Origin of the sequence: Noviherbaspirillum sp. Root189 (assembly GCF_001428545.1) — a bacterium.
Classification (GTDB): domain Bacteria; phylum Pseudomonadota; class Gammaproteobacteria; order Burkholderiales; family Burkholderiaceae_D; genus Noviherbaspirillum.
In genome coordinates this window covers 96,804-121,717 of the sequence record NZ_LMHZ01000017.1, presented here as the reverse complement: position 1 = coordinate 121,717, position 24,914 = coordinate 96,804, and the positions used below count along the sequence as shown (strand labels likewise).

Genomic DNA, 24,914 nt, shown 5'->3' with positions numbered 1-24,914 from the left:
TCACGTTGATACCTCAGTCCTAGTGCACGGGCTCGCCACGGCCAAATACTGCGATGGCAGCCACGGTATCGGCCTTAGGCGTGCCTGACACCGGCGGGATGCCTGCTTGAAGTATCTGCCACGGGGAATTTACCACGGTCTCGATTCACCTTCCCGGGCATGCCGTGAAGCACTCTTATCCGACTTATCCGACGACGACCTCACTGATTTGAATCACTGGTGTCTGGTCAGTGTAGTTCGGAATATCAGCCATGATTTCTTCCGCATGAGGTGCAAATCCAGCCTGAAATGCTTCGATAGAGTCACAGTAGATATGGCACATGCCAACGTACGGAGCAGGTGCTCCCGGGACGCCACCTACTAGCCCTCTGTCGACGGTATAGCTCTTGCAGCTATCACCCATTCGAGCTTTTACGAGCGGCATATGCTTGTCGCGGTAGTACTCATGGTCGAATCGAACACCAGGATTGTTGGGGTACATTACGCTAACTTTAATCATGGCCTATCTCCATATCTTGGATTGTTTTCAGGGGAATTGCTCATGCATCACAATCCGTCTACGCACAACGGTCATTCTCGTAAACCAGCGGGGTTGATGCTTTCCATCAAGCTACAATGCGTTCTGTAACATTGGTGAAGCATGCTCCTATGCCGGCATTTAGTAAACTGTGTCGCTGCTGAGCAAGACTGGGATGATGCGCGCATTCTTGCTGACTAGAGCCACCGCGGCACGATTGTAGCCAGCCTGCACAATCAATCCATCTTGTTGCCGACATAGCGCAGTCCCGATGTGGCGCCGTCATAGCGTGTGCACATCGCAGCATAAGAAGGGTCGGCATTAGCGGCGCANCAATCAATCCATCTTGTTGCCGACATAGCGCAGTCCCGATGTGGCGCCGTCATAGCGTGTGCACATCGCAGCATAAGAAGGGTCGGCATTAGCGGCGCAACCGGTCGGTCGGGTCGGCCAGAGTTCGACTCTTCAGATGCTGGACCACCAACGGGGTTGTGGCTGAATCGGCCGACTGGCCGCGGGTAATGATGACAAAGCGGCGTTCGGCCCAAGGTTCGGCTAGCGAAATAAAGGTCAATGAAAGACGCCTTGGCGTGGCCTATTCTTTAAATGACCCGCGCTGGGNGCTGAATCGGCCGACTGGCCGCGGGTAATGATGACAAAGCGGCGTTCGGCCCAAGGTTCGGCTAGCGAAATAAAGGTCAATGAAAGACGCCTTGGCGTGGCCTAGCAAGAGGCTAGGATATTTCTACAGCCGCCCGCTGGCCGAATGGATCAGTGCGCACGGTGCGTGCTCTGAAGGCGACTGCAGCATTACTGCGACAGGTTCTGCCAAACGTGTTTCCTGAGCCTAATTGCTAATGCTGGAGTCTTTCCGAACGTCCGGTGCATTTCATTACTTAAGCTATTTTCCGAGCTTCATAACCGGCATCCCAAACCGGCGGCTGGAGTGAACGCATGTGCAATTGACAGCAGATGCGATGGACGCCCTGTGGAGCGCCCTTACTTGTCCAAGCGCGGTGTGCGGTGATGAACGGCGATCTTACGCAGAAGCTTGCTGCATCCAACAAGAAGACAAATGAGCGGTCGGTGCATATAAGTTGTTTCAACGAGCTACTAAAGTGGTTTCGTCTAACTGCACCGCGTCGTTGTGTAGCCGCCGAGGCCTCCTTGCCATAGTCCGCGATGTCGCGTCAACGCGCCTAGTTCCGCGGGCATACCGCCTCGTCCTTGCATGATCCAGTCAGGAGGAAACTACTCTATCGGAGGGATGGGAAGGCAACGTCCGCCTTTTAACGGTCTTCTTGAGCATCGAAAAACGACAAGTCGATAAGAGGTCCAACGAACGTGTGGAAAGGCCCTGGCAATTCGTTGCTATGACGCAGCATCTACTCCATAAAAGACCGGAATCGTGGCACTTTGCTACACCGAAAAAACGTATCTGACCATATCCCGTTATACTTTCCCATGGGCAACAAATTAACACGCAGGCGGATAGCCAAGCCTCAACCGAACCGATCTCCATGCTTATTAACTTTTCAATCAAACAAAAGCTCGTATTGATGGCGAGCGTTCTTTGCCTTTCTACCATTGTTATTGGCATGCAGGGATTGGGCAGCCTCAGCATGAGTAACTCTGCGATGAAAACGATCTATGAAGACAGTGTGATAGCGCTTGGGGGTCTCATCGCCGTCCAGAACATGATGCAGCAGAACCAGTTTGCCATTGCCGCCGTGGTCGCAGGTCGTGATCCACAGCAAGTACCGGGCGTCATTGATGCTGTAGTCGCGCGACGTGCTGCAATCGATAAACAGTGGAAGGCCTACCTCGCCACATATCTGACGCTAGAGGAAAAGACGCTGGCTGAGCAGTTTGAAAAGAACCGTATGCAATTCCTTAGCCAGGGCATTGAGCCGGCGATCTCGGCGCTACGCGAAGGGGATATGGACAAGGCGGCAGAGGTGGTGCGGAACCGACTCGATACGCACTACCAGCCCGCGCAAAAGGTCATGGAAGAACTTATCAAGCTGCAGCTCGATGTGAGCAAGGAAGAGTTCAATCACTCACAGGAGCGGTATGCCACGTCACGCGTTGTCACCATTGCCGGTTCTCTCCTTGTCGTCCTAGGCGGGGCAGCGATGGCTTGGTGGATCATCTTGGGCATCCTGGCGGGTATGCGCGACGCAAGCAGGATCGCCGACACAGTAAGCGCCGGGGATCTGAGCCAGGAGTTTGAGAGTAATCGACGTGACGAATTCGGTGCGCTTATCAACTCCTTAGGCGGAATGGAGGACAAGCTGACGGATCTCGTCACCAGCATTAAGAAATCGAGCGACACGATCCTGAGTGCGTCCAACGAGATTGCAGCAGGTAACCTTGACTTGTCATCGCGCACGGAACAGCAGGCAGCCTCCCTTGAAGAAACCGCCTCGACCATGGAGCAGCTGACTCAGACGGTACGCCAGAACGCCGACAACGCGCAGCAAGCGACGCGTCTTGCCGCAGATGCTTCGGGCATCGCGCAGCACGGCGGAAAAGTAGTCAACGAAGTGGTCTCCACGATGGAGGCGATCAAGGCCAGCTCGCAGAAGATTGTGGAAATTATTTCCGTAATCGACGGGATCGCATTTCAGACGAATATCCTTGCACTAAACGCAGCCGTCGAAGCAGCACGCGCTGGAGAACAGGGGAGAGGATTCGCGGTCGTTGCGACAGAGGTACGGGGCTTGGCTCAGCGATCGGCTGCCGCTGCCAGGGAAATCAAGTCGTTGATTGAAGCATCGGTAGGCAAGGTGGACGATGGTAGCAGACTGGTGAACCAGGCAGGGGAAACCATGGAGCAGATCGTCGCCAGCGTAAAGAAGGTTTCTGATGTCATGCATGAGATCGAACTGGCAAGCGCAGAGCAGAACAACGGCATCGTGCAGGTGAACCAAGCTGTAAGCGAGATGGATAAAGCGACGCAGCAGAACGCCGCTTTAGTTGAGGAGGCTGCTGCCGCGGCGCAGTCATTGCGTGATCAGGCCGCCAACCTCGCCAGTGAGGTTAATGGCTTCAAGCTTTAACGTTCATGTTAAATCAGTGAGCATAAAGCTCGTCGGATATATGGGGTTGTTACCAGCGAAATCCATAGAGATCAGAGGCGAGCATTACGCCCGAAGACCGGATGTAAGTTCGCAATCTTCTTCTTGGCGAAGTCACGGATTTCTTCCTTGGCAAACGGCGGCGTCCATGTAAGATTTGAGCAAGCCAACACCGCCAGCAATCCGGGGTTGCAAATCTGATTTTAAAATGGCTGCTACAAAATCGTGGACCGTAACTTTATTTATGTAACAAGTTCACCGGTGCTATTCGCAGAACGATATAGAGCTCCTCGTCAGCTTCAGGCTTCAACATAAAGAAGACCGCAAAGCACACATAAGCGGTCATTCTTCGAAATTCTACAAGGGCAGGGTGCGCCAAAACCGGCCAGTCCCTTGCAACAGTTCCATGCGTTACAAGTACATCTTCTCGCACTAAAGTACGCATAACGAGTCATTCATAATTGCCCTGTCCTCGTGTTCAACTAGCTTGCCTCGATATTCCTGACGCTTGCCCTACAAAGTGTTGGGTTACCCATTGCTCACACACGGCCCATAGTAGCGGGGCACCCTTTTTAATAACGGGACCATACCGGGAGAAAACCTGTTCAAGCGAAACGCTGTTCTCTGTCCACGTGCCTCCACCAGTGAATACATTTATAAGAAGAGGTTGGAAGCGATCGAGAGCCTTGGCAAACTTTGCGTCCTCCGTCTCCGCACGCTCAAATTCCTGCCATAAAGCCAGAAGTTCGTTGCCTTGTTGCTGAGGCAATAAGCCAAACAATCGCGCCGCTGCTCTAGATTCTTGTTCGGCCTGCAATTCGCTTGAAGACCCACTATGGATTGGAAAATCACCAACGTCTATCTCGACGATGTCATGCAGTAAGAGCATCTGTATAACGCGATTTGTATTCACAGGTCCACAGGCGTACTCATCCAGGAGTAAAGCATACACTGCTACGTGCCAAGAATGCTCGGCAGAATTTTCCTTCCGACTTCCGTCAAGCAGAGGTGACTGCCGTACGACGGTCTTCAGTCGGTCGATTTCTCTTAGAAAACCTATCTGCTTATCTAGGGCTGTTAATCCCATAATCTTTTTAATCCAAATGCGACTTCATAGTATACAGAACGACTGCTGTGACAGTCTGCTTCGGGTCCAGGCTAATGGGATGACCGGCTATTTCAAGACGTTAGTGCGGGATCACTTGTCACAATGGCACACGCACGTCAGCATGACCTCCAGCGGATAATGCATCTGCTTGATTACCTTGCGCAGTGCTTCTTTGTTCATCGCTTACGTCCGTTCGTTGGCCCTGCCATCAGTTCACTTGCACCTGCTTATTGCAACAGAACCCGTCCTGCTTCCTGTGGCAGGCTGACGCAAGACGCGCCAGCCGTCACTTGGTACCTTCTCTCGGAGGTCGCTCACGTCGCGGCCTCTTTACTCGTGCAACGCAGGTCGGAGCCATCAAAGCCCCGACCTGCGTTGCGTTCGCCGTGTCCGAAGGAGACCCCATGCCCGACGAAATCTTGTCCCGCACCGAAGGCCAGGTGCTGATACTTACCATGAACCGTCCACAGGCCCGCAACGCGGTCAGTGAGGCGCTCGCGCACGCGATGGCCGCTGCGATGCGCGACTTCGATGCCGATCCTTCGCTCCGCGTCGCGGTCCTGACCGGCGCCGGCGGTAACTTCTGCGCTGGAATGGACTTGAAGGCGTTCGCACGCGGAGAACGACCCATGGTGCCAGGCGCCGGTTTTGCCGGCATCGTTGAGAAGCCGCCGGCCAAGCCGTTGATCGCTGCCGTTGAAGGTTACGCAGTTGCGGGCGGCTTCGAAATTGCACTGTCCTGCGACCTGCTGGTGGCAGGACAAGGTGCGCGCTTCGGCTTGCCCGAGGTGCGTCGCGGGCTGGTCGCTGCAGCCGGAGGGCTGATGCGCCTGCCCCGTCGGCTGCCTTACCACATGGCGATGGAACTGGCCCTGACCGGTGGCGTGCTGGAGGCGCAACGTGCCTATGCGCTCGGCTTGGTCAACGCCCTAGTCGAGGATGGACAGGCACTTGAGGCCGCCCTCGGGTTGGCACGAAGCATCGCCGAGAATGCGCCGCTAGCCCTGGCTGCAAGCAAGCGCATCTTGAGCGAGTCGGCCAGCTGGCCGGTCGATCGCATGTTCGAACTTCAGGCTTCCATTGCCGACCCGATCGTGAACTCGGAGGATGCGCAGGAAGGGGCAAATGCATTTGTGGAGAAGCGGGCGCCGGTCTGGTGCGGGCGCTGAAGCCGGCCCTGGCCTGCTACGCGCACGGCCGCTAGACCTTGCTACGTAGGATCGCATCCGGCTTGCGGCCGCGCGGCTGTCGGAAAGGAGGAATGCCGGCCGCTACGCCGCCATTCCTGCGGCGCTTATTACTGGTACAAAGCTTTCAACTGCGAGCGGATCACGTTCTTCTGTATTTTCCCCGTGCCGGTGCGCGGAAAATCGCGCACGAAAACCACCGCCTTTGGCACCTTGAAGCCGGCCAGACGTTCCCGGCAATGTGCGACGAGCATATGCTCCTCGACCCGATGGCCCGGTCGTAATATCACCACCGCGGTGATGGCTTCGCCCCAATGTGCATGCGGAGCACCGATCACTGCGGCCTCCGCAACTGCCGGATGTTCCAGCAGGCAGCGCTCTACTTCGATGGAAGCCACGTTTTCGCCGCCGGTCTTGATCACGTCCTTGTAGCGGTCCTTGAACCAGATTGCTCCATCTTCGTCCATATAAGCGACATCGCCACTGTGAAACCAGCCATGCCTGAATGCGGCGGCACTCTCGTCCGGCAAATTGAGATAACCGTTCATTACTTGCGGGCCGCGATAGACGATCTCGCCGGTTTCGCCGCGCGATAGCAGCCGTCCGTGTTCATCCATGATGGCCACACGCGTCATAGCCGTCGCCGTGCCCCAAGTTGCGGCCTTGGACCACTGGTGCTCGGGCCGCTGCATGCAAGTGGCCGGCGTGAACTCAGTCTGTCCTGAACCCAGTACCACGTCGGCATTCGGGAACATTGCGTGGATCTGACGCAGGCCTTCCTCGGGCAGCGGTGCCATCGCATACATCGCGCGCCGCATCGCCGGAAAGCGCCGCTCCTTCAGTTCAGGGTCGGTCAGCATCAATCCGTACATCATCGGAAGCAGTACCATCAGCTGTATCGAATGCTCTTCCAGCAGGCGCGCCGCCTGGTGCGGCTCGAACCCCTGCGTCAATACGACGGTGCCACCAACGATCATTACCGGGATCGTGATTGAGTTGAGCATCGCGCAATGAAACAGCGGCAGCGCCACCAGGGTGGCGACCTCCGGCGTGCAGCGGTGGCCAATGGCATTGGAAAGGCCAGCCATGGTGACGGCAAGATGGCTAGTCAGTACGCCCTTGGGCAGCGCCGTAGTCCCGCTAGTGTAGAGCAGTTGGACGGCCTCGCGTTCGTGGACAAGAACTTCCAGTGCTTCGTCCTTACCGCGCGCGAGCAGGTCTTCGAAGCGTCCGTCTCCTTCCGGGAGGCCGCCGTCGGGCATGGTGCCGAACCAGAAAACCTGATGCAGTGAGGGCAACTCTTCGGCGCGCGTGGCCGCGGCCAGGTCGGACAGCGCTCCTTCGGCGATCATTACCCGGGCACCGGCGTCGCGCAGGCAGTACGCGATTTCCGAAGCACGCAGGCCCAGGTTGACCGGCGCACATATTAGTCCGCCGCGGGCGCATGCGAAATAGGTCAGCAGCAGTTCAGTGGCGTTGCGCGCCATCACCGCAACCACGTCCTGAGACACAAGCCCGCACCCGAGCAGCGCGTGGCCAAGCCGATTGACCTGGCGATCGAACTCTGCGTAGGTGAGGAGCCGTTCCCCCTCGATTATCGCCACCTTTTCCGGATACAAGTCGGCTGAGCGGGTCAAGATGTCGGCAACATTGACCCGCTCGACCAGGTTGCGTTCGAGCGGGGAGATAGCTGGGTCATCACGTTGGGGCATGCTTGTTCTCCATGGCATAGGTTAAGGCGGCGGAACGCACGCGTGCGGCGCTTGCGCCTGTCACCATAAGTCAGGCCAAGTGGTCTGGTCTTGCGTTAGCTGGCTGACATGCGTCGCGCCGCGCGGCGTTGTGACGCTTTACCCGCACGCAAAAATTCGAACTCGGCGCAGCGGCAGAACCGGCCGGCAGGCAGGCGCACAGCATGGGTATGCCCGACCGCCACATTGGATCGAAGTTCAGCGACAAAAGCTTGATCACCGCGAGATGAGAGCCACACATTGCGGTAGTAGCGCTCACCAGCCAACGGACATCGAACTTGGCATGCCGGGCAACGCTCATGCTGTATCCCTGTTGGGACGCAGGATGTGCTGACGGCGGCCGGCTGGATGATGCGACTATAGACCGGGAAGTGCGCGCAACGCTTGCGTCAACTGGTTGTACAGCAAGCCCGCCTTGGCGTGGTGCGGTCAGCAACCTAACGCAAGCTTCGAACGTGAAACCTTGGTAACTTGATGTCTTCTAGAAGCCGAGCGGACAATACAGTGAGCGAACCTGTCATCCTGGGGCAGTGCCGCAAGCCGTCCGATGCGGTCAAGGGCATGCATCGGTCTGCGCCGTGTCAAAGAAGACAGCTTCAACGCCTTCCACCGACGCGCACTCGGAACCGCGCGCCAGCCAACTATTTTGCTGAACCCACCCCAAGGAGACCCAGATGAAATTTGTATCCCGCATTCCCAGGTTGATGATGACTGCATTGCTGTGCGGCGCTGCGATAATCAGTGGAACTGCATCGGCCAAGCAGTTCAAATATGCGATCGGATTTCCGCCCGGTTCCTACAATATCAAGATGGCAGAGGACTATGCCAAGCGTGTGGCGAAGTACACGCAGGGGCGCCATAGCGTCCGCATTTTTCCGCTGACCCTGCTGAACATGGCCGAGACCTCGGCTGGACTGCGCGACGGCATTGCCGACATCGGGTTCGTGCTTACACCTTATTTCCCGGCCGAATACCCGCACACCAACTTAGTGACTGAAGCTTCAATGATGCTGCGGCTGATGGGGGACGAGGTGCGGGGCAAGGAGGCATCGGCCTTCGCAGGGGCGGTGACTGAATTTACCTTCTTCAACTGTCCGGAGTGCCACCAAGAATTCGCGCGCCAGAATGCGGTGTATACAGGCCATGTCGGCGGCTCGTCCTTCGGACTGTTGTGCAACAAGCCAGTACGGAGCGAAGCGGAGTTGAAGGGCAAACGCCTGCGGGCGGGTGCGTCCAACTGGTCGCGCTGGTCCACGGCCGTTGGCGCCACGCCAGTGACGATGACTGGCAACGAAATGCGCGAGGCGTTGGGACAGGGTGTGGTTGACTGCCTGATTCTCTCGACGCCCGAAATCCACAACTTCGGGCTGATGGACGTCATTTCCGATATCACGATGGCAGTGCCCGGCGGCGTATTCGCCTCTGCCGGATTCAACATGAATACAAATACCTGGCGCAGCCTGAGCGTAGAAGACCGCAAGGCCTTCCTGCGCGCGTCGGCCGAGGGCGGGGCCTACACGCCATGGATATATCAGCAGAAGGAAAACGAAATCTTGGAACAAGCGAGGAAAAAGGATGTGCGCATGCACGAGGTGGACCCAGCTTTGGTGCGTAAGACACAGGAATTTATTGAAAAGGACATGAGCGTGATTGCGCAGTATTTCGCAGAGAAACATGGCGTCAAGCGCGGCGAGGAGATGCTCAGCAGCTTCCGTCCGATTCTGCGGAAATGGGTTAGGCTCGTCCAGCCAGTCGAGAGCCAGGAACAGCTGGGCGAGCTGTACTGGAAGGAGATCTACTCTAAGGTCGATGTGACCAAGCACGGGATGTAACATACGACGAGCGACGCCGCGCAGCAGGCAACGGGGTTCTGTTGCAGTAAGCCGGCCTTGAAAGAATAGTTGGTTTGATAAAAGAAGAAGCCGGTGAACGAAGCGCTGCGCAAGGCAATCAAGCGGATGCACTATCTGCTGGAGGTCAATGCTGACGTGCGTGCGCTGGTACGTCGCGTATCCGTTGAGCCTGAGGCACATCGAGGAGATGATGCACGAGCGCGGCGTATTCATTGAGCACGAGGCCTCCACCGCTGGTCGCTGAAGATCCTGCCGGTGCTGGCTGCGGTCTTCCGCCACCGCAAGCGTCCGTTTGGCAGCAGCTGGCGCATGGACGACACCTACGTGCTGGTGGGTGGTCGGTGGAAGTATCTGTACAAGTACGGCGGCCGAAGATTCAACATTACTGTGAAAGTTGATTTTACATAATNGGACGACACCTACGTGCTGGTGGGTGGTCGGTGGAAGTATCTGTACAAGTACGGCGGCCGAAGATTCAACATTACTGTGAAAGTTGATTTTACATAATCTAAGTTATGAGCGATTTTCCTGTGAGCAATATTATCTACAAATGATGTCGCGCTTTTACCTTATCGGCCTGGATCAGTAAGTAAGCACGCGCCGGGTCTTGTGAACCGTCCGGAACATTTCTCACATAGTCGGAAAAGTCGTGTACCAGATTAGCCAGCATTTTCGTTTCGCGTCCCGCAGCTTGGCCGTCGCCTAACGCCTTTACCGCCTTCACCAAGTACAAAATGACGTGTGGATCGGCTGCGATTCTCTGAAAGTCGTCCTCAATCTTGGGCCACGTAGTGCTCGTTCGATCAGTATGGAGAAACGCGGAAGCCGCTTGTTCTATAGCGTCCCAGTCATACATAGAACCCCCTACGAAGTCTGGCGGCGCTTAAAGAAGGTGTGGTTGATCTCTTACCTATAAATAGCGTCTTCTTGCAAAATTAGCACTGCTTATCTTTCGGACATCTCGCTTGGCAAATCAAACAAAGGAATTTTATTTTAGACAGTGTTTTCCAATTAGCAAATTCCAATCATAGTCTGCCTCTACCTAAAGTTCCTTTTACGCTTAATGGGGTCATTTGGCCATCTGCTGTAATCTCTTGACCAGGCTCACACTGAGGAGTACGTTCAAACGGTCTTATAGTGATACTTGTCTGTGAAATTGCGGTCAACTTTGCCCCACAAGCCATTTGACCCGGAATGTTGTCAAGTATCATTCTCACAAAGCGTAATGAACATATACCTTTGAGAACGTAAGAAGATGGAACGGTCAGGAAAGGATGAAACGCAATCCATCAGGCCATCAAATGGTCTGATACCGACCTTGGATGACATTACCGACGCTTTCTTTACAGTCGATCGGGCATGGCGATTAACGTTTATCAACAAGAGCGCTGAAGCTGTTTTACAGCAGCCACGGCACGCGCTCCTCCTGCGAGATCTCTGGGATGCGTTCAAGGAAGCGGTTGGGACAGATTTCGAACGTGAATGCCGGCGCGCGATGGACGAGCGTCGATCCATAGAATTCGAGAATTACAACGCCCCTTGGAAGCAATGGTTCGAAGTCCACGCCCATCCGATCAATGACGGACTAGCCGTGTATTTTAAGGATGTGACCAGCCGACGCCGACGTGAGGCGTTCACCAATGCGCAAATGCGCATCATGGAGCGCATTGCGGCTGGTGCGCCGCTTGACGAAATTTTAGTTGCCGTTATAGACGTTGCTCAATCACAGGACGCCCGCACTCGTGCTTCGGTTCTGTTACTCGACGCCAAAACACGCCGCCTACACCACGGCGCCGCTCCAAAGCTTCCCCAGGAGTTTATCGACGCAATCAATGGAGTTGAAATAGGTCCTGTTGTCGGATCGTGCGGGACCGCCGCTTACCTGGGCCAGCCTGTTATTGTTGCAGACATCAGCAGCGACCCACTTTGGGTCAATTACCGCGACTTGGCGTTGCGTAGTGCATTGCGAGCGTGTTGGTCGATGCCAATTATAGGCAGCACTGGGCAAGTATATGGGACATTTGCTGTGTATTCGGATGCCCCTCGGTCGCCAGAGCTGGCAGAAATGGAGTTACTCAAGGCTTGCTCGTACATGGTGAGTGTCGTCATTGAACGCGAGCAGGCCTTGGCAACCCTGAAGGAAAACGAGCAGCGGTTTCGTGAACAAGCTTCTCTGCTTGATAAGGCACAGGACGCCATTTTTGTCGTCAACATGGATGAGAAAATTATCTTCTGGAACAAGAGTGCTGAACGGCTTTATGGCAGGACGAAGGAAGAGGCACTCGGCAAATCTGAACAGGAGCTATGTTGCGAGAACTCCCCAATGTTCAATGCGGTTGTGAACGAAGTATTGAAGTCCGGTGAGTGGCGCGGTGAACTGACTGTACGGCGCAAGAACGGTACTTGTTTCGTTGTCGAAGGTCGCTCCACCTTGGTAAGAGATGACAATGATGACCCACAATCGATTCTCTCGATTCACACCGATATTACAGATCGGAAGGCTGCGCAGCGCGAAATACATACGCTCGCCTTTTACGACTCACTGACCGGGTTGCCTAATCGGCAGCTGCTTCTTGATCGATTGGAACATGAGCTGATGGCTAGCCGACGCGGTAGCGTTGGAGCCGTCATGTTCATTGATCTCGACAACTTCAAGGTGCTCAATGATACTCTCGGACACGACATGGGAGACTTACTGCTACAGCAGGTCGCACAGCGGCTATCGCAAACTGTGCGGGAAGGTGACACAGTGGCACGATGGGGAGGAGATGAATTTGTCGTGGTGCTAGGTCAGATTGGCAAGCACTCTATAGATGCAGTCGGCCATGCTGACACCATTGCGGAACAAATACGGGCGGCACTCAATACACCTTTCGATCTAAACAAGTATGAGCACCACACTACCCCTAGTATTGGCGTTGCCCTCTTCCAGGGACTCTCCGTAACCGTAGAGGAGCTGCTTAAACATGCGGACCTCGCCATGTATCAAGCGAAAGCAGCCGGTCGAAATACAATACGTTTCTTCGATCCTGAAATGCAAGCAGCGATCACGGCGCGGGTTGCGATGGAAGCCAACATGCGTCGCAGCCTTCTGGATCATGACTTTCTCTTGTATTACCAGCCTCAGGTGGACCGTGATGGCCAGGTTGTTGGTACGGAAGCGTTGCTACGATGGAGACATCCGCAGCAAGGCATGATTTCCCCAGTCCACTTCATTCATCTTGCTGAAGATACTGGATTGATTCTGCCCCTTGGCGAGTGGATATTGGAAACGGCGTGTCATCAATTGGCGAAGTGGGCCACTCGGCAAGAAACTGCGCAGATAAGCATGGCAGTAAACGTGAGCGCCCGACAATTTCGTCAGCCCGATTTCGCGGATCAGATAATTGCAGTCGTCAATAAGAGTGGCGCTAACCCTCGCCAACTAAAGTTGGAACTGACAGAAAGTCTTTTGCTTGAAGACGTCAACGGCACAGCAGAAAAGATGGATCAGCTGAGGACGCTTGGAATTGAATTTTCCTTGGACGACTTCGGTACCGGCTATTCATCGCTTTCATATCTCAGGCGATTACCTTTTGAGCAACTGAAAATAGATCAATCCTTTGTCAGGGACGTACTGGTAAATCAGGAGGACGCAACGCTGGTAAAGACCATCATTACGCTGGGTCGTAATTTGGGTCTGAAGGTCGTCGCGGAAGGCGTAATGACACTAGGTCAGTTCGATTTTCTCGACAGGTGCGTATGCGATGCGTTCCAAGGTTACTTCTTCAGTGAACCACTGCCGCCAGAGGACTTCGACAAGTTCATGGTCGCCCGCGACAGTTCCCATACCCTGGAGAAGGATCAGTCCGCTATCTAATACCAATCCCAACCCATAACGCACCATGGGATCGCGTCTTTTTCCGGGGGCGCCGAGCCGTCCGCCGGCGTTGCACTCGTCGTCAATAGCCCGCTATTGACTCCTCCTGCGCCTTGCCAGTCAAAAAAATCCACCGATCTCATTTGTCACGTTACAGGTTGGGATTGGTCTAAACTCCTTACATAAAAAATGTAGCAGACTTTCTTTATGTAAAAACGATGGCGTATTATTTAGTGGTACACAATAGGATCGTATAGAGATCAGCCACCCTGTTCTGATTCTCTAATTTCTTGGCTGTATATACATACAGCATACTAATTTTCCCTGTACCTGTGTCTGTATTCCGCTCACTTTCAGCCTGCACCTGTCTAAAGAAGCTGTTTCCGCTTGGCGTGCCGACGGCCGTTAAGAACCAGTAAGAAACATAGCGCTTAACATGTGCTCGCTCCCTGAGATGCTGGCGTCGCAAGCACAGCAAACTTTCCAAGTACGCCGCGCGTGTAACGGGGTGCCGGCTGCTTCCAGCTTGCACGGCGGCGTGCGATCTCGTCGTCCGGTACGATTAATTGAATTAATTGTTGTAGTGCGTCGATAGTGACGCTGTCTCCCTCTTGTACCAGCGCAATCGTACCGCCTACAAACGCCTCGGGAGTAACGTGACCGACCACCATCCCCCAAGTACCGCCAGAAAAGCGCCCATCCGTGATAAGGCCTACTGATTCCCCAAGTCCTTTTCCTATAATGGCAGAAGTCGGAGCAAGCATTTCAGGCATTCCAGGGCCGCCTTTGGGACCCAGGTAGCGAAGTACCATCACATCCCCTGCTTTGATCTTGTCGCTAAGAATGGCGTCCATGGCCGACATCTCGTCATCGAATACCCGTGCCGGTCCTGTGATGACGGGGTTCTTTAGACCGGTAATTTTCGCAACACAACCGTCCGGTGAAAGGTTGCCTTTTAGGATGGCCAGGTGGCCCTGCTGATATAGTGCCTTCTCTACTGGGAAAATGACGGATTGATCAGCGCGTGGTTGGTCAGGAATTTCGCCAAGTTCTTCGGCGAGAGTCCGGCCCGTAATGGTCATGCAATCGCCGTGCAAGAGGCCAGCGTTCAGCAGAATCTTCATTACCTGCGGGATGCCGCCGGCAGTGTGCAGATCAGTAGCCACATATTGCCCGGAAGGTTTAAGGTCACAAATCACCGGCACCTTACGCCGGATGCGCTCAAAGTCATCAATCGTCCATTCAACTTCGGCGGCGTTTGCAATAGCAAGATAGTGCAGAACTGCGTTCGTAGACCCACCTGTTGCCATGATTACGCTAACGGCGTTTTCGATCGATTTGCGGGTGATAATGTCACGTGGTTTCAGATCACGTTTCACTGCCTCCACCAAGACGCGTGCAGACGCTGCGGCTGAACTCACTTTTTCCTCATCCGGATTTGCCATCGTGGATGAACATAGAAGTGCCATTCCGAGCGCTTCAAATGAGGAAGACATCGTATTCGCGGTGTACATACCGCCGCAGGATCCGGAGGAAGGACAGGCGTTCCTCTCAATGCCGTCGAAATCTTCCTGGGACATACGCCCTGCTGTGAATTCCCCTACTGCCTCAAACGCAGAGACGATTGTAAGGTCCTTGCCCTTCCATTTCCCGGGCTTGATGGTACCGCCATAGATGTAGATGCCAGGGACATTGATCCGAGCGAGTGCTATCATGCCGCCGGGCATATTCTTATCGCATCCGCCGATGACGACGCAGCCGTCCATCCATTGTCCGTTGACCGCCGTCTCGATGCAGTCTGCAATGACTTCTCGCGAGACTAGGGAATATTTCATCCCTTCCGTGCCCATCGACATGCCATCCGAAATCGTCGGTGTACCAAACACCTGCGGGTTCGCGCCGGAATCTTTTACGGCCGCTATAGCCACATCCGCCAGTCGTTGCAGTCCTGAATTGCAAGGCGTAATAGTTGAATGGCCATTCGCTATTCCAATCATCGGCTTGTCGAAGTCTTCCTTCTCATATCCCATTGCGTAATACATCGATCGGTTGGGGCTGCGTGCGACCCCTTGCGTAACATTCTTGGAGCGGCGGTTATATGACATGGAGGCTCCTTCATCTTGAAGAAATGCAAGTTTGGTGGCAGTACTGATACTGTGTGTGTCTGACATCTTCCTCGTTCCCATTCTAATCCGTAGCCTAACAGTCGTCAGAGCATTTAAAGGAATAGGCAAGTGGGAAACTTGTGGACTGGCAAGGCAAGCGACTCACAACGATCGTCCAGTGCACTTCAGCCACTTCAGATGGTGCATGTTATCGCCCCTGTATCGCCTTTTCACGGCGCCGCCCAAAGCGAACATTCAATATCATGTAAAGCGCACTTGAATGAGGCGTCGCCCGTTGCAAGGTAGGTCGATTAAGTGACCTCGAATTCGCTAAGAGAGGCAACCAGCTTTCGGAATCGACCGAAAAACCAATGACGAACAGTCGTAGAGTTGCTCGGTATCGAATTCGTTACAGTACGAAAGCGATAAGTGCGACCTACAAGCTGGTCACCGCCGCATCTAATGGGCATGAATCATGCTATTCCGTCAAAGCGGCCCTATAATGAGCAACAGTTCATTTTCTTACCAAAGTCACTTTGAAGATTCAACTTCCCCGTTCTTCGACCGTTCCTCTGTATACGCAGATCAAGGAAGCGCTGCGCGCCAAGATCATCGACGGCACCTATGTCGGACATCAGCAGCTACCTTCGGAAAGCGAAATGATCGCCGCCTTCGGCGTTAGCCGGATCACGGTGCGTCAGGCGATCAACGATTTGCAGAAGGAAGGTTTGCTGTTCAAGGTGCACGGTAAAGGCACTTTCGTAGCGATGCCGAACGTATCGCAGGAGCTGACTCAGCTGCAAGGTTTTGGCGAGGCGATGCATCGGCTCGGACATGAAACGTTTTCGGAAGTGTTCGGCCTAAAAACGGTCAAGGGATCGAGCATCGTGTGCGCAAAGCTGAATTTAGACGAAGGCAGCGCGGTTACAGAGATTCGCCGGATCCGCTATCTGAACAGAGAACCGGTGTCGATTGACTATTCGTGGGTGCCAGACGAAGTGGGCTCGCGACTGAGCGAAAAAAACCTGCGTGAAAAAGACTTATTTTTCTTGCTAGAAAACCAGTTGCGGCAGCCGCTGCATTCGGCGGATCTGGAAATCGACGCCACTGTTGCCAGCAGCGAGGTCGCCGGCCGTCTCAAGGTAGCCGCTGGCTCTCCAATTCTTCGCATCGAACGGCTCACTTACGTCGAACAAAACAAGCCGCTGGTATTCGAATATCTGCACTACCGCGCCGAAACCTTCAAATACAAGATTAAGATTCTGCGCTGACAGCACGGCCCATAGAGGGTCGCAACGCCGTTTATGCAACGAGCCACCTTGGCAAGATTGAAAGCCTCTGTTCGCTTTCCCCGACATACTCTTTCGCCTCGTCGTTGATGCTTAACGCATCAGGAGCAATGCATCGCTCTCACCGAACCCGCCTACCTCCACGGGCTGGCATGCCGACCGCCGGACCTCGCCCCAATTTGGGTGGCTCTTCACCAGAAGACGACATTCTTTTCTTCTTCGCACCGTTCCTGATCATTCCACCCCTGCTATTCGCCGTATAGCCCGTCAAACCGATTGGCACGCGTTTTGCTGAACTGGTTATGACGAGCTATGACGAGACGCGATAGCGATGTCGCACGCAAACTTTACTGAAAGGGTGACATGAAAACCATCGAACTAGAATACGACCTTGTAATCGTGGGAGGCGGTACCGGCGGCCCAATGGCTGCCGTAAAGGCCAAGGAAAAAAATCCTAAGTTGCGCGTGCTGGTGTTGGAAAAGGCCAATGTCAAGCGCAGCGGCGCCATCTCCATGGGCATGGACGGCTTGAATAATGCGGTGATTCCAGGCCATGCGACACCCGAGCAGTATACAAAGGAAATCACCGTGGCCAACGACGGCATCGTCGATCAGAAAGGCGTGTATGCGTATGCATCGAACAGCTACGCGATGATCGAGGAGCTCGATCGCTGGGGCGTGAAATTTGAGAAGGATGAAACCGGCGACTTCGCTGTGCGCAAGGTGCACCATCTCGGTAGCTATGTGCTACCGATGCCGGAAGGTCATCACATGAAAAAGGTGCTGTATCGCCAGCTGAAGCGCCAGCGTGTTGACATCACCAATCGTGTTGTTGCAACGCGCCTGATTACTGGCGCGCAGGGCGAGATTGCCGGTGTCATGGGCTTCGACTGCCGTACTGCTGATTTTTACGTGATCAAGGCTAAGTCGGTCGTACTGTGCACCGGCGCTGCCGGCCGTCTGGGCCTGCCCGCATCCGGCTACATGTTCGGCACCTACGAGAATCCGACCAACAGCGGCGAAGGCCACGCGATGGCGTATCACGCCGGCGCAGAACTGACTAACCTCGAATGCTTCCAGGTCAATCCACTGATCAAGGATTACAACGGCCCGGCGTGCGCCTACGTGACTGGCCCATTCGGCGGCTATACCGCGAACTCCACCGGCGCACGCTTCATCGAGTGCGACTACTGGAGCGGCCAGATGATGCTGGAGTTCTACAACGAACTCGAAGGTGGCCGCGGTCCGGTATTCCTGAAGCTCGACCATCTTGCAGAAGAAACGATCGCTGAAATCGAACACATTCTGCATACCAATGAACGCCCGAGCCGCGGCCGTTTCCACGAAGGGCGTGGCAACAACTACCGGCAGAAGGCAATCGAGATGCATATCTCCGAGATCGGTTTCTGCAGTGGCCACAGCGCCTCCGGCATCTGGACCAACGAGAAAGGCGAGTGTTCCATCCCCGGCCTGTATGCGGCAGGTGATTGCGCCAGCATTCCACACAACTACATGCTTGGCGCCTTTGTATATGGCAAGTTCTGCGGCGAGAATGCCGCGGACTACGTCTCGGGCATGTCCGCGGCGGTCATCAATACCGACATGGTCGAAGCTGAACGCAAACGCATCATGGCGCCGCTGTCACGCAGCGAAGGTCTGACTCCGTTCCAGGTCGAGTACAAGACGCGCCGCATCGTCAACGATTACCTGCAACCGCCGAAGATCACCCGCAAGATGGAAATTGCGCTGGAACGCTTCGGCGAAATTAAGGACGACCTGAACGAAATGAGTGCTGAAAATCCGCATGAGTTGATGCGTGCGATGGAAGCACACACGATCCGCGACTGTGCGGAACTGGCCGCACGCGCCTCGCTGTTCAGGACGGAAAGCCGCTGGGGCCTGTATCACCTGTGCGTCGACCACCCGGAGAAGGACGACGAAAACTGGTTCTGCCACACGAACGTGAAGCGGGGAGACGACGGAAAGACGTCCTTCCGCAAGCGTGAAATTGAACCCTACATTGTCGAACTGAATGCCGAAGAAAAGGCTGCTTACCAGCGCTTGCGCGTCGCTGGCAAGGCTATCAACTAACCGAACACGAAAAGGAAAGATCATGACCATCGCCATCACTAGAACCCAAGCCCCGGTCGTCGTCGACCAATCGAAATGCATCGCTGAAAAAGGTTGCACCGTCTGCGTTGATGTCTGTCCGCTCGACGTACTCGCCATAGACATGGTGAGTAACAAGGCTTTTATGAAATTTGATGAATGCTGGTACTGCATGCCGTGCGAACAGGACTGTCCGACCGGTGCCGTGCACGTCAACATTCCCTACCTCGTCCGATAAGGAGCCGCGTGATGATGGCAACCAGTATTCATGACAGGCTGCAAAGCAGCGACGCCGGCGTGCGACGCATCGCCGTGATCGATCTGCCTTACTCGGAGGAAGAGGACCATATCGTGCCGTTGCTGCTCAGCGCACTTGCCGATCCGGACGCCGGCGTGCGGCTGGAGGCGGTGAAGGCGATCGAGGGCTATGAAGAACCCGAGGTGCTAGAAGCGCTGGTCCCGCTGTTGAAGGACAGCGACCCCGAGGTCAGACAGGCCACCGCGATCACGCTGGCAGAATTGAAGGAGCCGGCCAGCGCATCCTATCTTGTTCCCTACCTGTCTGACGGTAATCCGGAAGTGAAGGCTGCTGCACTGCACGCGATCCGTGCGTTGCGGGTTGACGCCGCGTTTGAACCGGCCTTGCAGGCCATGCAGGACGAGAACCCCAATGTACGGCGTGAAGCGGTCGGCGTGCTCGGCTACCTGAAGAAACCGGAAGCGATCGGCGCGTTGACGAACGCCGCAGCGAACGATCCCAATCAGGAAGTGCGGCGCATTGCCGTTGGCGCGCTTGGCTACGCCTCCGAGGTCAGCATTCAGCCGACCCTGAGCCGGGTGTTGACCGACCCTGCTTGGCAGGTACGTGAAGAAGCGGCCGTCACGATGGGGAAGCTTGGCCTCACGCTCGGCGTGCCGGATCTGGTGCGAGCGATGGACGACGAATTCTGGCAGGTGCGCGTGAAAGCGGCCCGCAGTCTCGGCAAGCTGCGTGCGAAGGCGGGTGTCACTGCGCTGTGCGAGGCGCTGCAGCATCCGATGAGCAACCTGCGTAAGGAAGCGGTCATCGCGCTCGGTGAAATCGGCGACATTCGTGCCATCGCCTATCTCGAACTGGCGATGAAGGACGTCGATTCGGATGTGCGCAAGCTGTCCAAGCTTGCGCTTGCCAGCATACACCTGAACGGAGGTGCATCATGACACACGTTGTCGGCCAAGCGTGCATTGGCTGCAAATACACAGATTGCGTCGCAGTCTGCCCGGTCGAGTGCTTTCATGAAGGGCCGAACTTTCTCGTTATTGACCCTGCCGTCTGCATCGATTGCGGCGTGTGCGTAGCCGAATGCCCGGTGGAGGCAATCTACGACGAAAAGGCGTTGCCCGACGAGCAGAAGGAATATGTCGAACTAAACGCGCGGCTGTCTGCGCATTGGCCGTTGATCATCCAGTCGACCGAACCGCTGCCGGATGCGGACGACTGGGCCGACAAGACGGATAAGCGGGAACATTTGGTGGAGACGGTTTAGAGCGCGGGAAATGCGCCAGCTTTTCATCCTTGACTAACTCTGGAAGGATTCAACATGACACTCTCGCGCTTCAAGCCAGGCCGCGCCGGCTTCCGCATCATTCGCACTGCTGCATTGTCCGCATGCTTTCTGCTTACCTCGCATGTCTATGCCAAAGACGTCGTTACCATTGGCATCGGCACGCAGAACACCACAACGAATACGGTGACCGGCGGCATCGTTATCAAGGAACTCGGACTGCTCGACAAATATCTCCCGAAGACCGGCAAGTATGCGAATGTCGAGTTTAAGTTCGACTGGCAGAACTTTACGTCCGGTCCTCCGGTGACCAACGGCATGATGGCCAACAAGATCCAGATCGGCATGATGGGCGACTATCCGCTGCTGATCAACGGCGCCAACGGCCAGCAAAGCAAGGGCAATGAGACTGAGTTGATCGCGGTAATCGCCTATAACGCCTTCGGCGCCGGCAATGGTCTGGTCGTCCATAAAGACAGTCCGTACTACCAACTGTCCGATCTGAAAGGCAAGAACGTTTCCGTGCCTTTCGGCTCAGCGGCGCACGGCATGCTGCTTCAGGCCATGCAGGCACGTGGATGGCCCGAAGATTACTGGAACCTGGTGAGCCAGACGCCGGAAATTGGCACGACCAATTTGCAGGAAAAGAAAATCGATGGGCACGCCGATTTCGTTCCGTTTGCCGAACTGTTGCCGTATCGCGGCTTTGCAAGAAAAATCTTTGACGGAGCTGAAACGAAGGTTCCGACCTTCCACGGCATTGTCGTCCGCAAGGACTTCGCCAAGAAATATCCGGAAGTCGTGATCGCCTATATCCGCGCAATGATGGACGCAGACGACTGGGTACGCAAGAACCCGAAGCTGGCCGCGGAAAAGATCGAACAGTGGACCAAGATCGAGAAGGAGGTAGTCTACATCTTCCTCGGACCTAACGGCATTCATACGATGGACCCCACCATCAAGCCGGTTTTGGTCAATGCCGTCAAGACCAGCTTTGGCATACTGCAGAAGCTCGGACGCGTAAAGCAGTTCGACGTCGACGCCTGGGTCAACGAAAGCTATCTGCGCGATGCGTTCAAGGAACGCGGTCTCAACTACGATGCACAGAAACAGACACTCGCCAATTACGACATCCAAGGCAAGGATCCGGTGTGCGACAAGACCATTAGCAATCCGAAGAACGCTGGCGAAATCTGGATCGACGGTGGCGACATTGTGCCGCTCAGCTCGCCGCTGTGCACCTTCATGGGGATCAATAAATACCAGGGAGCTGGCAAGAAAATTGCAGTTGCCTATGTGTTCGATCAAGCGCTCGGTATCAAAGTGTTTGCCGACAGAGCCTTCTATGCGGTCAGCGGCAGTGGTTCGAAGCTTGAAGTGATGCCCTTCCTGCTGAAAAAGGATGCAGAGGCAAGTGCAGCGAAAACCGGCGGCACGGTCGCAACCTACGAGCAAGTGCTCGCCAAGATGGAGAAATGACCATGGCTCTTACAGATCGTCAATCAAAGGCGCCGCCAGCCACAGCTGCGCCGCCCCACCCGATTCGTCGGAAGCCGATACGTCAGCCCAAGCTGGAAGCAATCGAAGGTGGTGCCGCGTCAAGCGCGGCTCCGGCCATGCCCTTTTCACTAAAGAGCTGGCTTGAATCCCGGGTCGGCGCAACGCTTCTCGGTAGCTTTTCGATCGCGGTCGTGTTGCTCACCTGGTACCTCGCCACGCGGTACAAGGTCGACTTCTACGTGCGCTTCGGTAATATTCCAACGCCGATGGACGTCTGGGGCAGCATTCTCGAAGTCAATCAGTCGACCAAGTTCCTGGTGAACATCGGCATTAGCGTGCGGCGAGTTCTTCTGGGCTTCTTCGGCGCGGCGATCATCGGTACGGTACTCGGCATCATGGTTGGACGCTACCGCATCTTCCGTTCACTGACGATGCCGGCGATGGAGCTGTTCCGGCCAATTCCGGCGATTGCCTGGGTGCCGATGGCCATCATGCTCTGGCCGAGCAATGAGGTCAGCATCGTGTTTATCACGTTTCTTGGCGCCTTCTTCCCGATCCTGATCAACACGATCCACGGCGTGGAGGAAATCGATGAAGTGCTGTTCCGGGCGGCACACAGCCTGGGAGCAAAGGAAAAGGACATCATTCTGTACGTGGTGATACCCGGTGCGGTGCAACACATTTTTACCGGTCTCGCCATCGGCATGGGCGTCGCCTGGGTATCGCTGATTGCGGCGGAAATGATTTCTGGCCAGTTCGGTATCGGCTACTTCACGTGGGAGGCATATTCGCTGATCTCGTATCCCGACATCGCATTGGGCATGATCACCATCGGCGTACTGGGTCTACTGTGCAGCAAGGCGATCAACATCTGTTCAAAACTTGCCATGCCGTGGATGGGCGTGGCGGAAGGAGCGAGAAAATGAGCACCCTATCCGGCCATATCGAAGTACGTGACCTCAACATCAGCTTCAAGGCGCGAGGCGAAACGGTGCAGGCAGTGAAATCGGTATCGCTGAACGTGCAGCCGGGCGAATTCGTTTCATTGATTGGCCCGTCCGGCTGCGGCAAATCGACACTGATGAATGCGGTCGCCGGCTTTACCAAGGCGAATAGTGGCGTACTTACTTTGGACGGCAAACGTATCGACGGACCTGGATCCGACCGCGGCGTGGTGTTCCAGCAGTACTCGCTGTTCCCCTGGATGACGGTGCGCAAGAACGTCGAATTCGGTCTGAAGATGAAAAACGTTTCGCCGTCACGGCGAGAGACGCAGGCGCGCACGCTGCTTGGTCTCGCCGGTCTGCTCGCTTTCGAGAATCATTACCCGTCACAACTGTCGGGCGGCATGAAACAGCGCGTGGGCATCGTCCGCGCGCTGGCCACCAGCCCGCAGGTATTGCTGATGGACGAACCCTTCGGCGCGCTCGATTCGCAGACGCGTTCGGTCATGCAGGAAATCCTGACTAATATGTGGCAGCGGCTACGCCTGTCCGTCTTATTTATCACGCACGACATCGAAGAGGCAATCTTCCTTTCCGACCGCATTTATGTGATGACGGCGCGACCGGGTCGCATCAAGGCTGAGATCAAGGTGCCGCTACCGCGCCCACGCACGCCGGACATGATGGATACCCCCGAGTTTGCAACACTGATTCGCTCGATCAAGAAGCTGATTCGCGAGGAAAGCCTGGCGGCGATGGATGGCGAACTGATTGATGGTGGCTACGCCGGCCTCAGCATGGAAATCGGACCGGAGGGCGTTACCAATGTCTTGTGATGATGCAGTGGCCGCAGCGCCGATCGACGTAAGCGATATGCCGTCATCGACATGGCCTTCGGAAATCAATCTCAACAAGAAGGCGCATACGCTGGAGCTGGTATGGGACGGGAAGCATGCGATCCTTTCACACCGCGTATTGCGGCGCTCCTGTCGTTGCAGTGTATGTGAGAGCACACGCCGCTTGATCAACGACGTGCTCCCGGTGGCCGACGACCTTGTGTTGCTGAAAGTAGAACCGCTCGGTTCTACGGCCTTACAGCTATTCTTTTCCGACGGTCATGAACGCGGTATCTATCCATGGACATATCTCAAACAAATCGCCTTCGGCCCGACTACGAGCGGGTTTACCGAAGCATTGATGAAAGGATGGCGCGATGAGTAATTTTTATGAAGCGGAAGTTCTGTCTGTTCATCACTGGACAGACCGCCTGTTTTCCTTCACCACTACGCGCGAGCCCAGCTTCCGCTACCAGAGCGGGCAGTTCGCCATGATCGGCCTTGATGTTGAAGGCAAGCCACTGATGCGCGCGTACAGCATGGTCAGCCCCCATTACGAAGAGCAGCTGGAATTCCTCAGCATCAAAGTACCGGACGGTCCATTGACGTCACACCTGCAGAACATCAGGATCGGGGATTGCATTCTTGTCGGCCGCAAGGCCTCGGGCACCTTGCTCAGCCAGAATTTGCTGCCGGGTAAACACCTTTATCTGCTTGGTACGGGAACCGGCCTGGCGCCCTTCATGAGCATCGTTCGCGATCCGGACATCTATGAGAAGTTCGAAAAGGTGATCCTGGTACACGGTTGTCGTCAGGTCGACGAACTTGCCTATCAAAAGCGCATCGCCGAGGACTTGCCCAGCGATGAATTCCTCGGCGAAATCGTTGCCGGTCGCCTGGTCTACTATCCGACGGTCACGCGTGAGCCGTTTGAAAACCAGGGCCGCATTCCCGATTTGCTGGTCAGTGAGCACTTTTACGAGAAGCTCGGCGTACCGCCGCTTGATGTCGGTACCGACCGTTTCATGTTGTGTGGCAGTCCGGCCATGCTGAAAGACACGGTGGAAGTGCTGGAAACGCACGGTTTAACAGAAGGCAACATGAGCCGCCCCGGGCATTACGTAATCGAGCGCGCGTTTGTAGACAAGTAGCTACGCGTCCCGGCCCGTTTACTGCACGAGCCTATTCAGCCAATCCCGCAGTCCATATCCGATCATGGCGATACGGCGCCG

The 24,914-nt window shown here is 55.3% G+C and carries 20 protein-coding genes and 1 pseudogene; 15 read left to right on the top strand and 6 right to left on the bottom strand.

The window, feature by feature from the left end:
- Positions 1–184: 184 nt before the first annotated feature.
- On the bottom strand, positions 185–499 hold the full coding sequence (locus tag ASE07_RS12625) for an EthD family reductase (RefSeq protein ID WP_057291181.1): 315 nt from the start codon (positions 497–499) through the stop codon (positions 185–187).
- A 439-nt stretch (positions 500–938) separates the two neighbouring features.
- Complete coding sequence (locus ASE07_RS28785) at positions 939–1,091, bottom strand: hypothetical protein (protein WP_156396574.1); 153 nt, start codon at positions 1,089–1,091, stop codon at positions 939–941.
- A gap of 946 nt (positions 1,092–2,037) precedes the next feature.
- On the opposite strand from ASE07_RS28785, the gene ASE07_RS30485 reads away from it, so the two are divergent.
- Entirely contained in the window at positions 2,038–3,579 is a 1,542-nt protein-coding gene (locus ASE07_RS30485; RefSeq protein ID WP_057291180.1) for a methyl-accepting chemotaxis protein, read from the top strand.
- A 496-nt stretch (positions 3,580–4,075) separates the two neighbouring features.
- On the opposite strand, the gene ASE07_RS12615 is transcribed toward ASE07_RS30485, so the two are convergent.
- Complete coding sequence (locus tag ASE07_RS12615; protein WP_057291179.1) at positions 4,076–4,684, bottom strand: HD domain-containing protein; 609 nt, start codon at positions 4,682–4,684, stop codon at positions 4,076–4,078.
- Between the two features lie 425 nt (positions 4,685–5,109).
- On the opposite strand from ASE07_RS12615, the gene ASE07_RS12610 reads away from it, so the two are divergent.
- Positions 5,110–5,874: a crotonase/enoyl-CoA hydratase family protein gene (locus ASE07_RS12610; RefSeq protein WP_057291178.1), complete on the top strand. Its 765-nt coding sequence runs from the start codon at positions 5,110–5,112 to the stop codon at positions 5,872–5,874.
- Between the two features lie 128 nt (positions 5,875–6,002).
- On the opposite strand, the gene ASE07_RS12605 is transcribed toward ASE07_RS12610, so the two are convergent.
- Both ASE07_RS12605 and ASE07_RS12600 read right to left on the bottom strand, forming a co-directional pair.
- Complete coding sequence (locus ASE07_RS12605) at positions 6,003–7,604, bottom strand: AMP-binding protein (protein ID WP_057291177.1); 1,602 nt, start codon at positions 7,602–7,604, stop codon at positions 6,003–6,005.
- Between the two features lie 70 nt (positions 7,605–7,674).
- A complete protein-coding gene (locus ASE07_RS12600; RefSeq protein ID WP_156396572.1) occupies positions 7,675–7,944 on the bottom strand; it encodes a hypothetical protein in 270 nt (89 codons plus the stop codon).
- A 403-nt stretch (positions 7,945–8,347) separates the two neighbouring features.
- Between ASE07_RS12600 and ASE07_RS12595 the strand changes: the two genes are divergently transcribed.
- The 3 genes and pseudogenes from ASE07_RS12595 to ASE07_RS12585 all read left to right on the top strand — a co-directional run bounded on the left by ASE07_RS12595 (position 8,348) and on the right by ASE07_RS12585 (position 13,355).
- Entirely contained in the window at positions 8,348–9,475 is a 1,128-nt protein-coding gene (locus ASE07_RS12595; RefSeq protein WP_200960931.1) for a C4-dicarboxylate TRAP transporter substrate-binding protein, read from the top strand.
- Positions 9,476–9,601: 126 nt separating this feature from the next.
- A pseudogene (locus tag ASE07_RS28780) lies at positions 9,602–9,856 on the top strand (IS6 family transposase); the annotation flags it as partial.
- 958 nt (positions 9,857–10,814) lie between these two features.
- A complete protein-coding gene (locus ASE07_RS12585) occupies positions 10,815–13,355 on the top strand; it encodes a sensor domain-containing protein (RefSeq protein WP_162256881.1) in 2,541 nt (846 codons plus the stop codon).
- 431 nt (positions 13,356–13,786) lie between these two features.
- Here ASE07_RS12585 and ilvD read toward each other — a convergent pair whose 3' ends face one another.
- Positions 13,787–15,460, bottom strand: coding sequence for a dihydroxy-acid dehydratase (ilvD, locus tag ASE07_RS12580; RefSeq protein ID WP_057291173.1), 1,674 nt, complete (start codon positions 15,458–15,460; stop codon positions 13,787–13,789).
- Between the two features lie 536 nt (positions 15,461–15,996).
- Here ilvD and ASE07_RS12575 point away from each other — a divergent pair.
- The 10 genes from ASE07_RS12575 to ASE07_RS12530 all read left to right on the top strand — a co-directional run bounded on the left by ASE07_RS12575 (position 15,997) and on the right by ASE07_RS12530 (position 24,833).
- Positions 15,997–16,731, top strand: coding sequence for a GntR family transcriptional regulator (locus ASE07_RS12575; protein ID WP_057291172.1), 735 nt, complete (start codon positions 15,997–15,999; stop codon positions 16,729–16,731).
- Positions 16,732–17,112: 381 nt separating this feature from the next.
- The gene (locus tag ASE07_RS12570; RefSeq protein ID WP_057291171.1) at positions 17,113–18,840 is read left to right on the top strand and encodes a fumarate reductase/succinate dehydrogenase flavoprotein subunit; all 1,728 of its coding nucleotides are present in this window, start codon (positions 17,113–17,115) and stop codon (positions 18,838–18,840) included.
- A 22-nt stretch (positions 18,841–18,862) separates the two neighbouring features.
- Positions 18,863–19,096, top strand: a complete 234-nt coding sequence (locus ASE07_RS12565) for a 4Fe-4S dicluster domain-containing protein (protein ID WP_057291170.1) — start codon at positions 18,863–18,865, stop codon at positions 19,094–19,096.
- Positions 19,097–19,107: 11 nt separating this feature from the next.
- Positions 19,108–20,058, top strand: a complete 951-nt coding sequence (locus ASE07_RS12560) for a HEAT repeat domain-containing protein (protein ID WP_057291169.1) — start codon at positions 19,108–19,110, stop codon at positions 20,056–20,058.
- Positions 20,055–20,384 (top strand): ferredoxin FdxA, encoded by a 330-nt coding sequence (fdxA, locus tag ASE07_RS12555; RefSeq protein WP_057291168.1) that lies wholly within the window; start codon positions 20,055–20,057, stop codon positions 20,382–20,384. The genes ASE07_RS12560 and fdxA overlap by 4 nt, the downstream gene beginning before the upstream one ends.
- A gap of 54 nt (positions 20,385–20,438) precedes the next feature.
- Positions 20,439–21,881, top strand: a complete 1,443-nt coding sequence (locus tag ASE07_RS12550) for an ABC transporter substrate-binding protein (RefSeq protein WP_057291167.1) — start codon at positions 20,439–20,441, stop codon at positions 21,879–21,881.
- Between the two features lie 2 nt (positions 21,882–21,883).
- Positions 21,884–22,828, top strand: a complete 945-nt coding sequence (locus ASE07_RS12545) for an ABC transporter permease (RefSeq protein WP_082584114.1) — start codon at positions 21,884–21,886, stop codon at positions 22,826–22,828.
- Positions 22,825–23,682: an ABC transporter ATP-binding protein gene (locus ASE07_RS12540; protein WP_057291166.1), complete on the top strand. Its 858-nt coding sequence runs from the start codon at positions 22,825–22,827 to the stop codon at positions 23,680–23,682. Before ASE07_RS12545 ends, ASE07_RS12540 begins: the two co-directional genes overlap by 4 nt.
- On the top strand, positions 23,672–24,067 hold the full coding sequence (locus tag ASE07_RS12535; protein ID WP_057291165.1) for a gamma-butyrobetaine hydroxylase-like domain-containing protein: 396 nt from the start codon (positions 23,672–23,674) through the stop codon (positions 24,065–24,067). Before ASE07_RS12540 ends, ASE07_RS12535 begins: the two co-directional genes overlap by 11 nt.
- Positions 24,060–24,833: a ferredoxin--NADP reductase gene (locus ASE07_RS12530; protein ID WP_057291164.1), complete on the top strand. Its 774-nt coding sequence runs from the start codon at positions 24,060–24,062 to the stop codon at positions 24,831–24,833. Before ASE07_RS12535 ends, ASE07_RS12530 begins: the two co-directional genes overlap by 8 nt.
- Positions 24,834–24,914 lie beyond the last annotated feature (81 nt).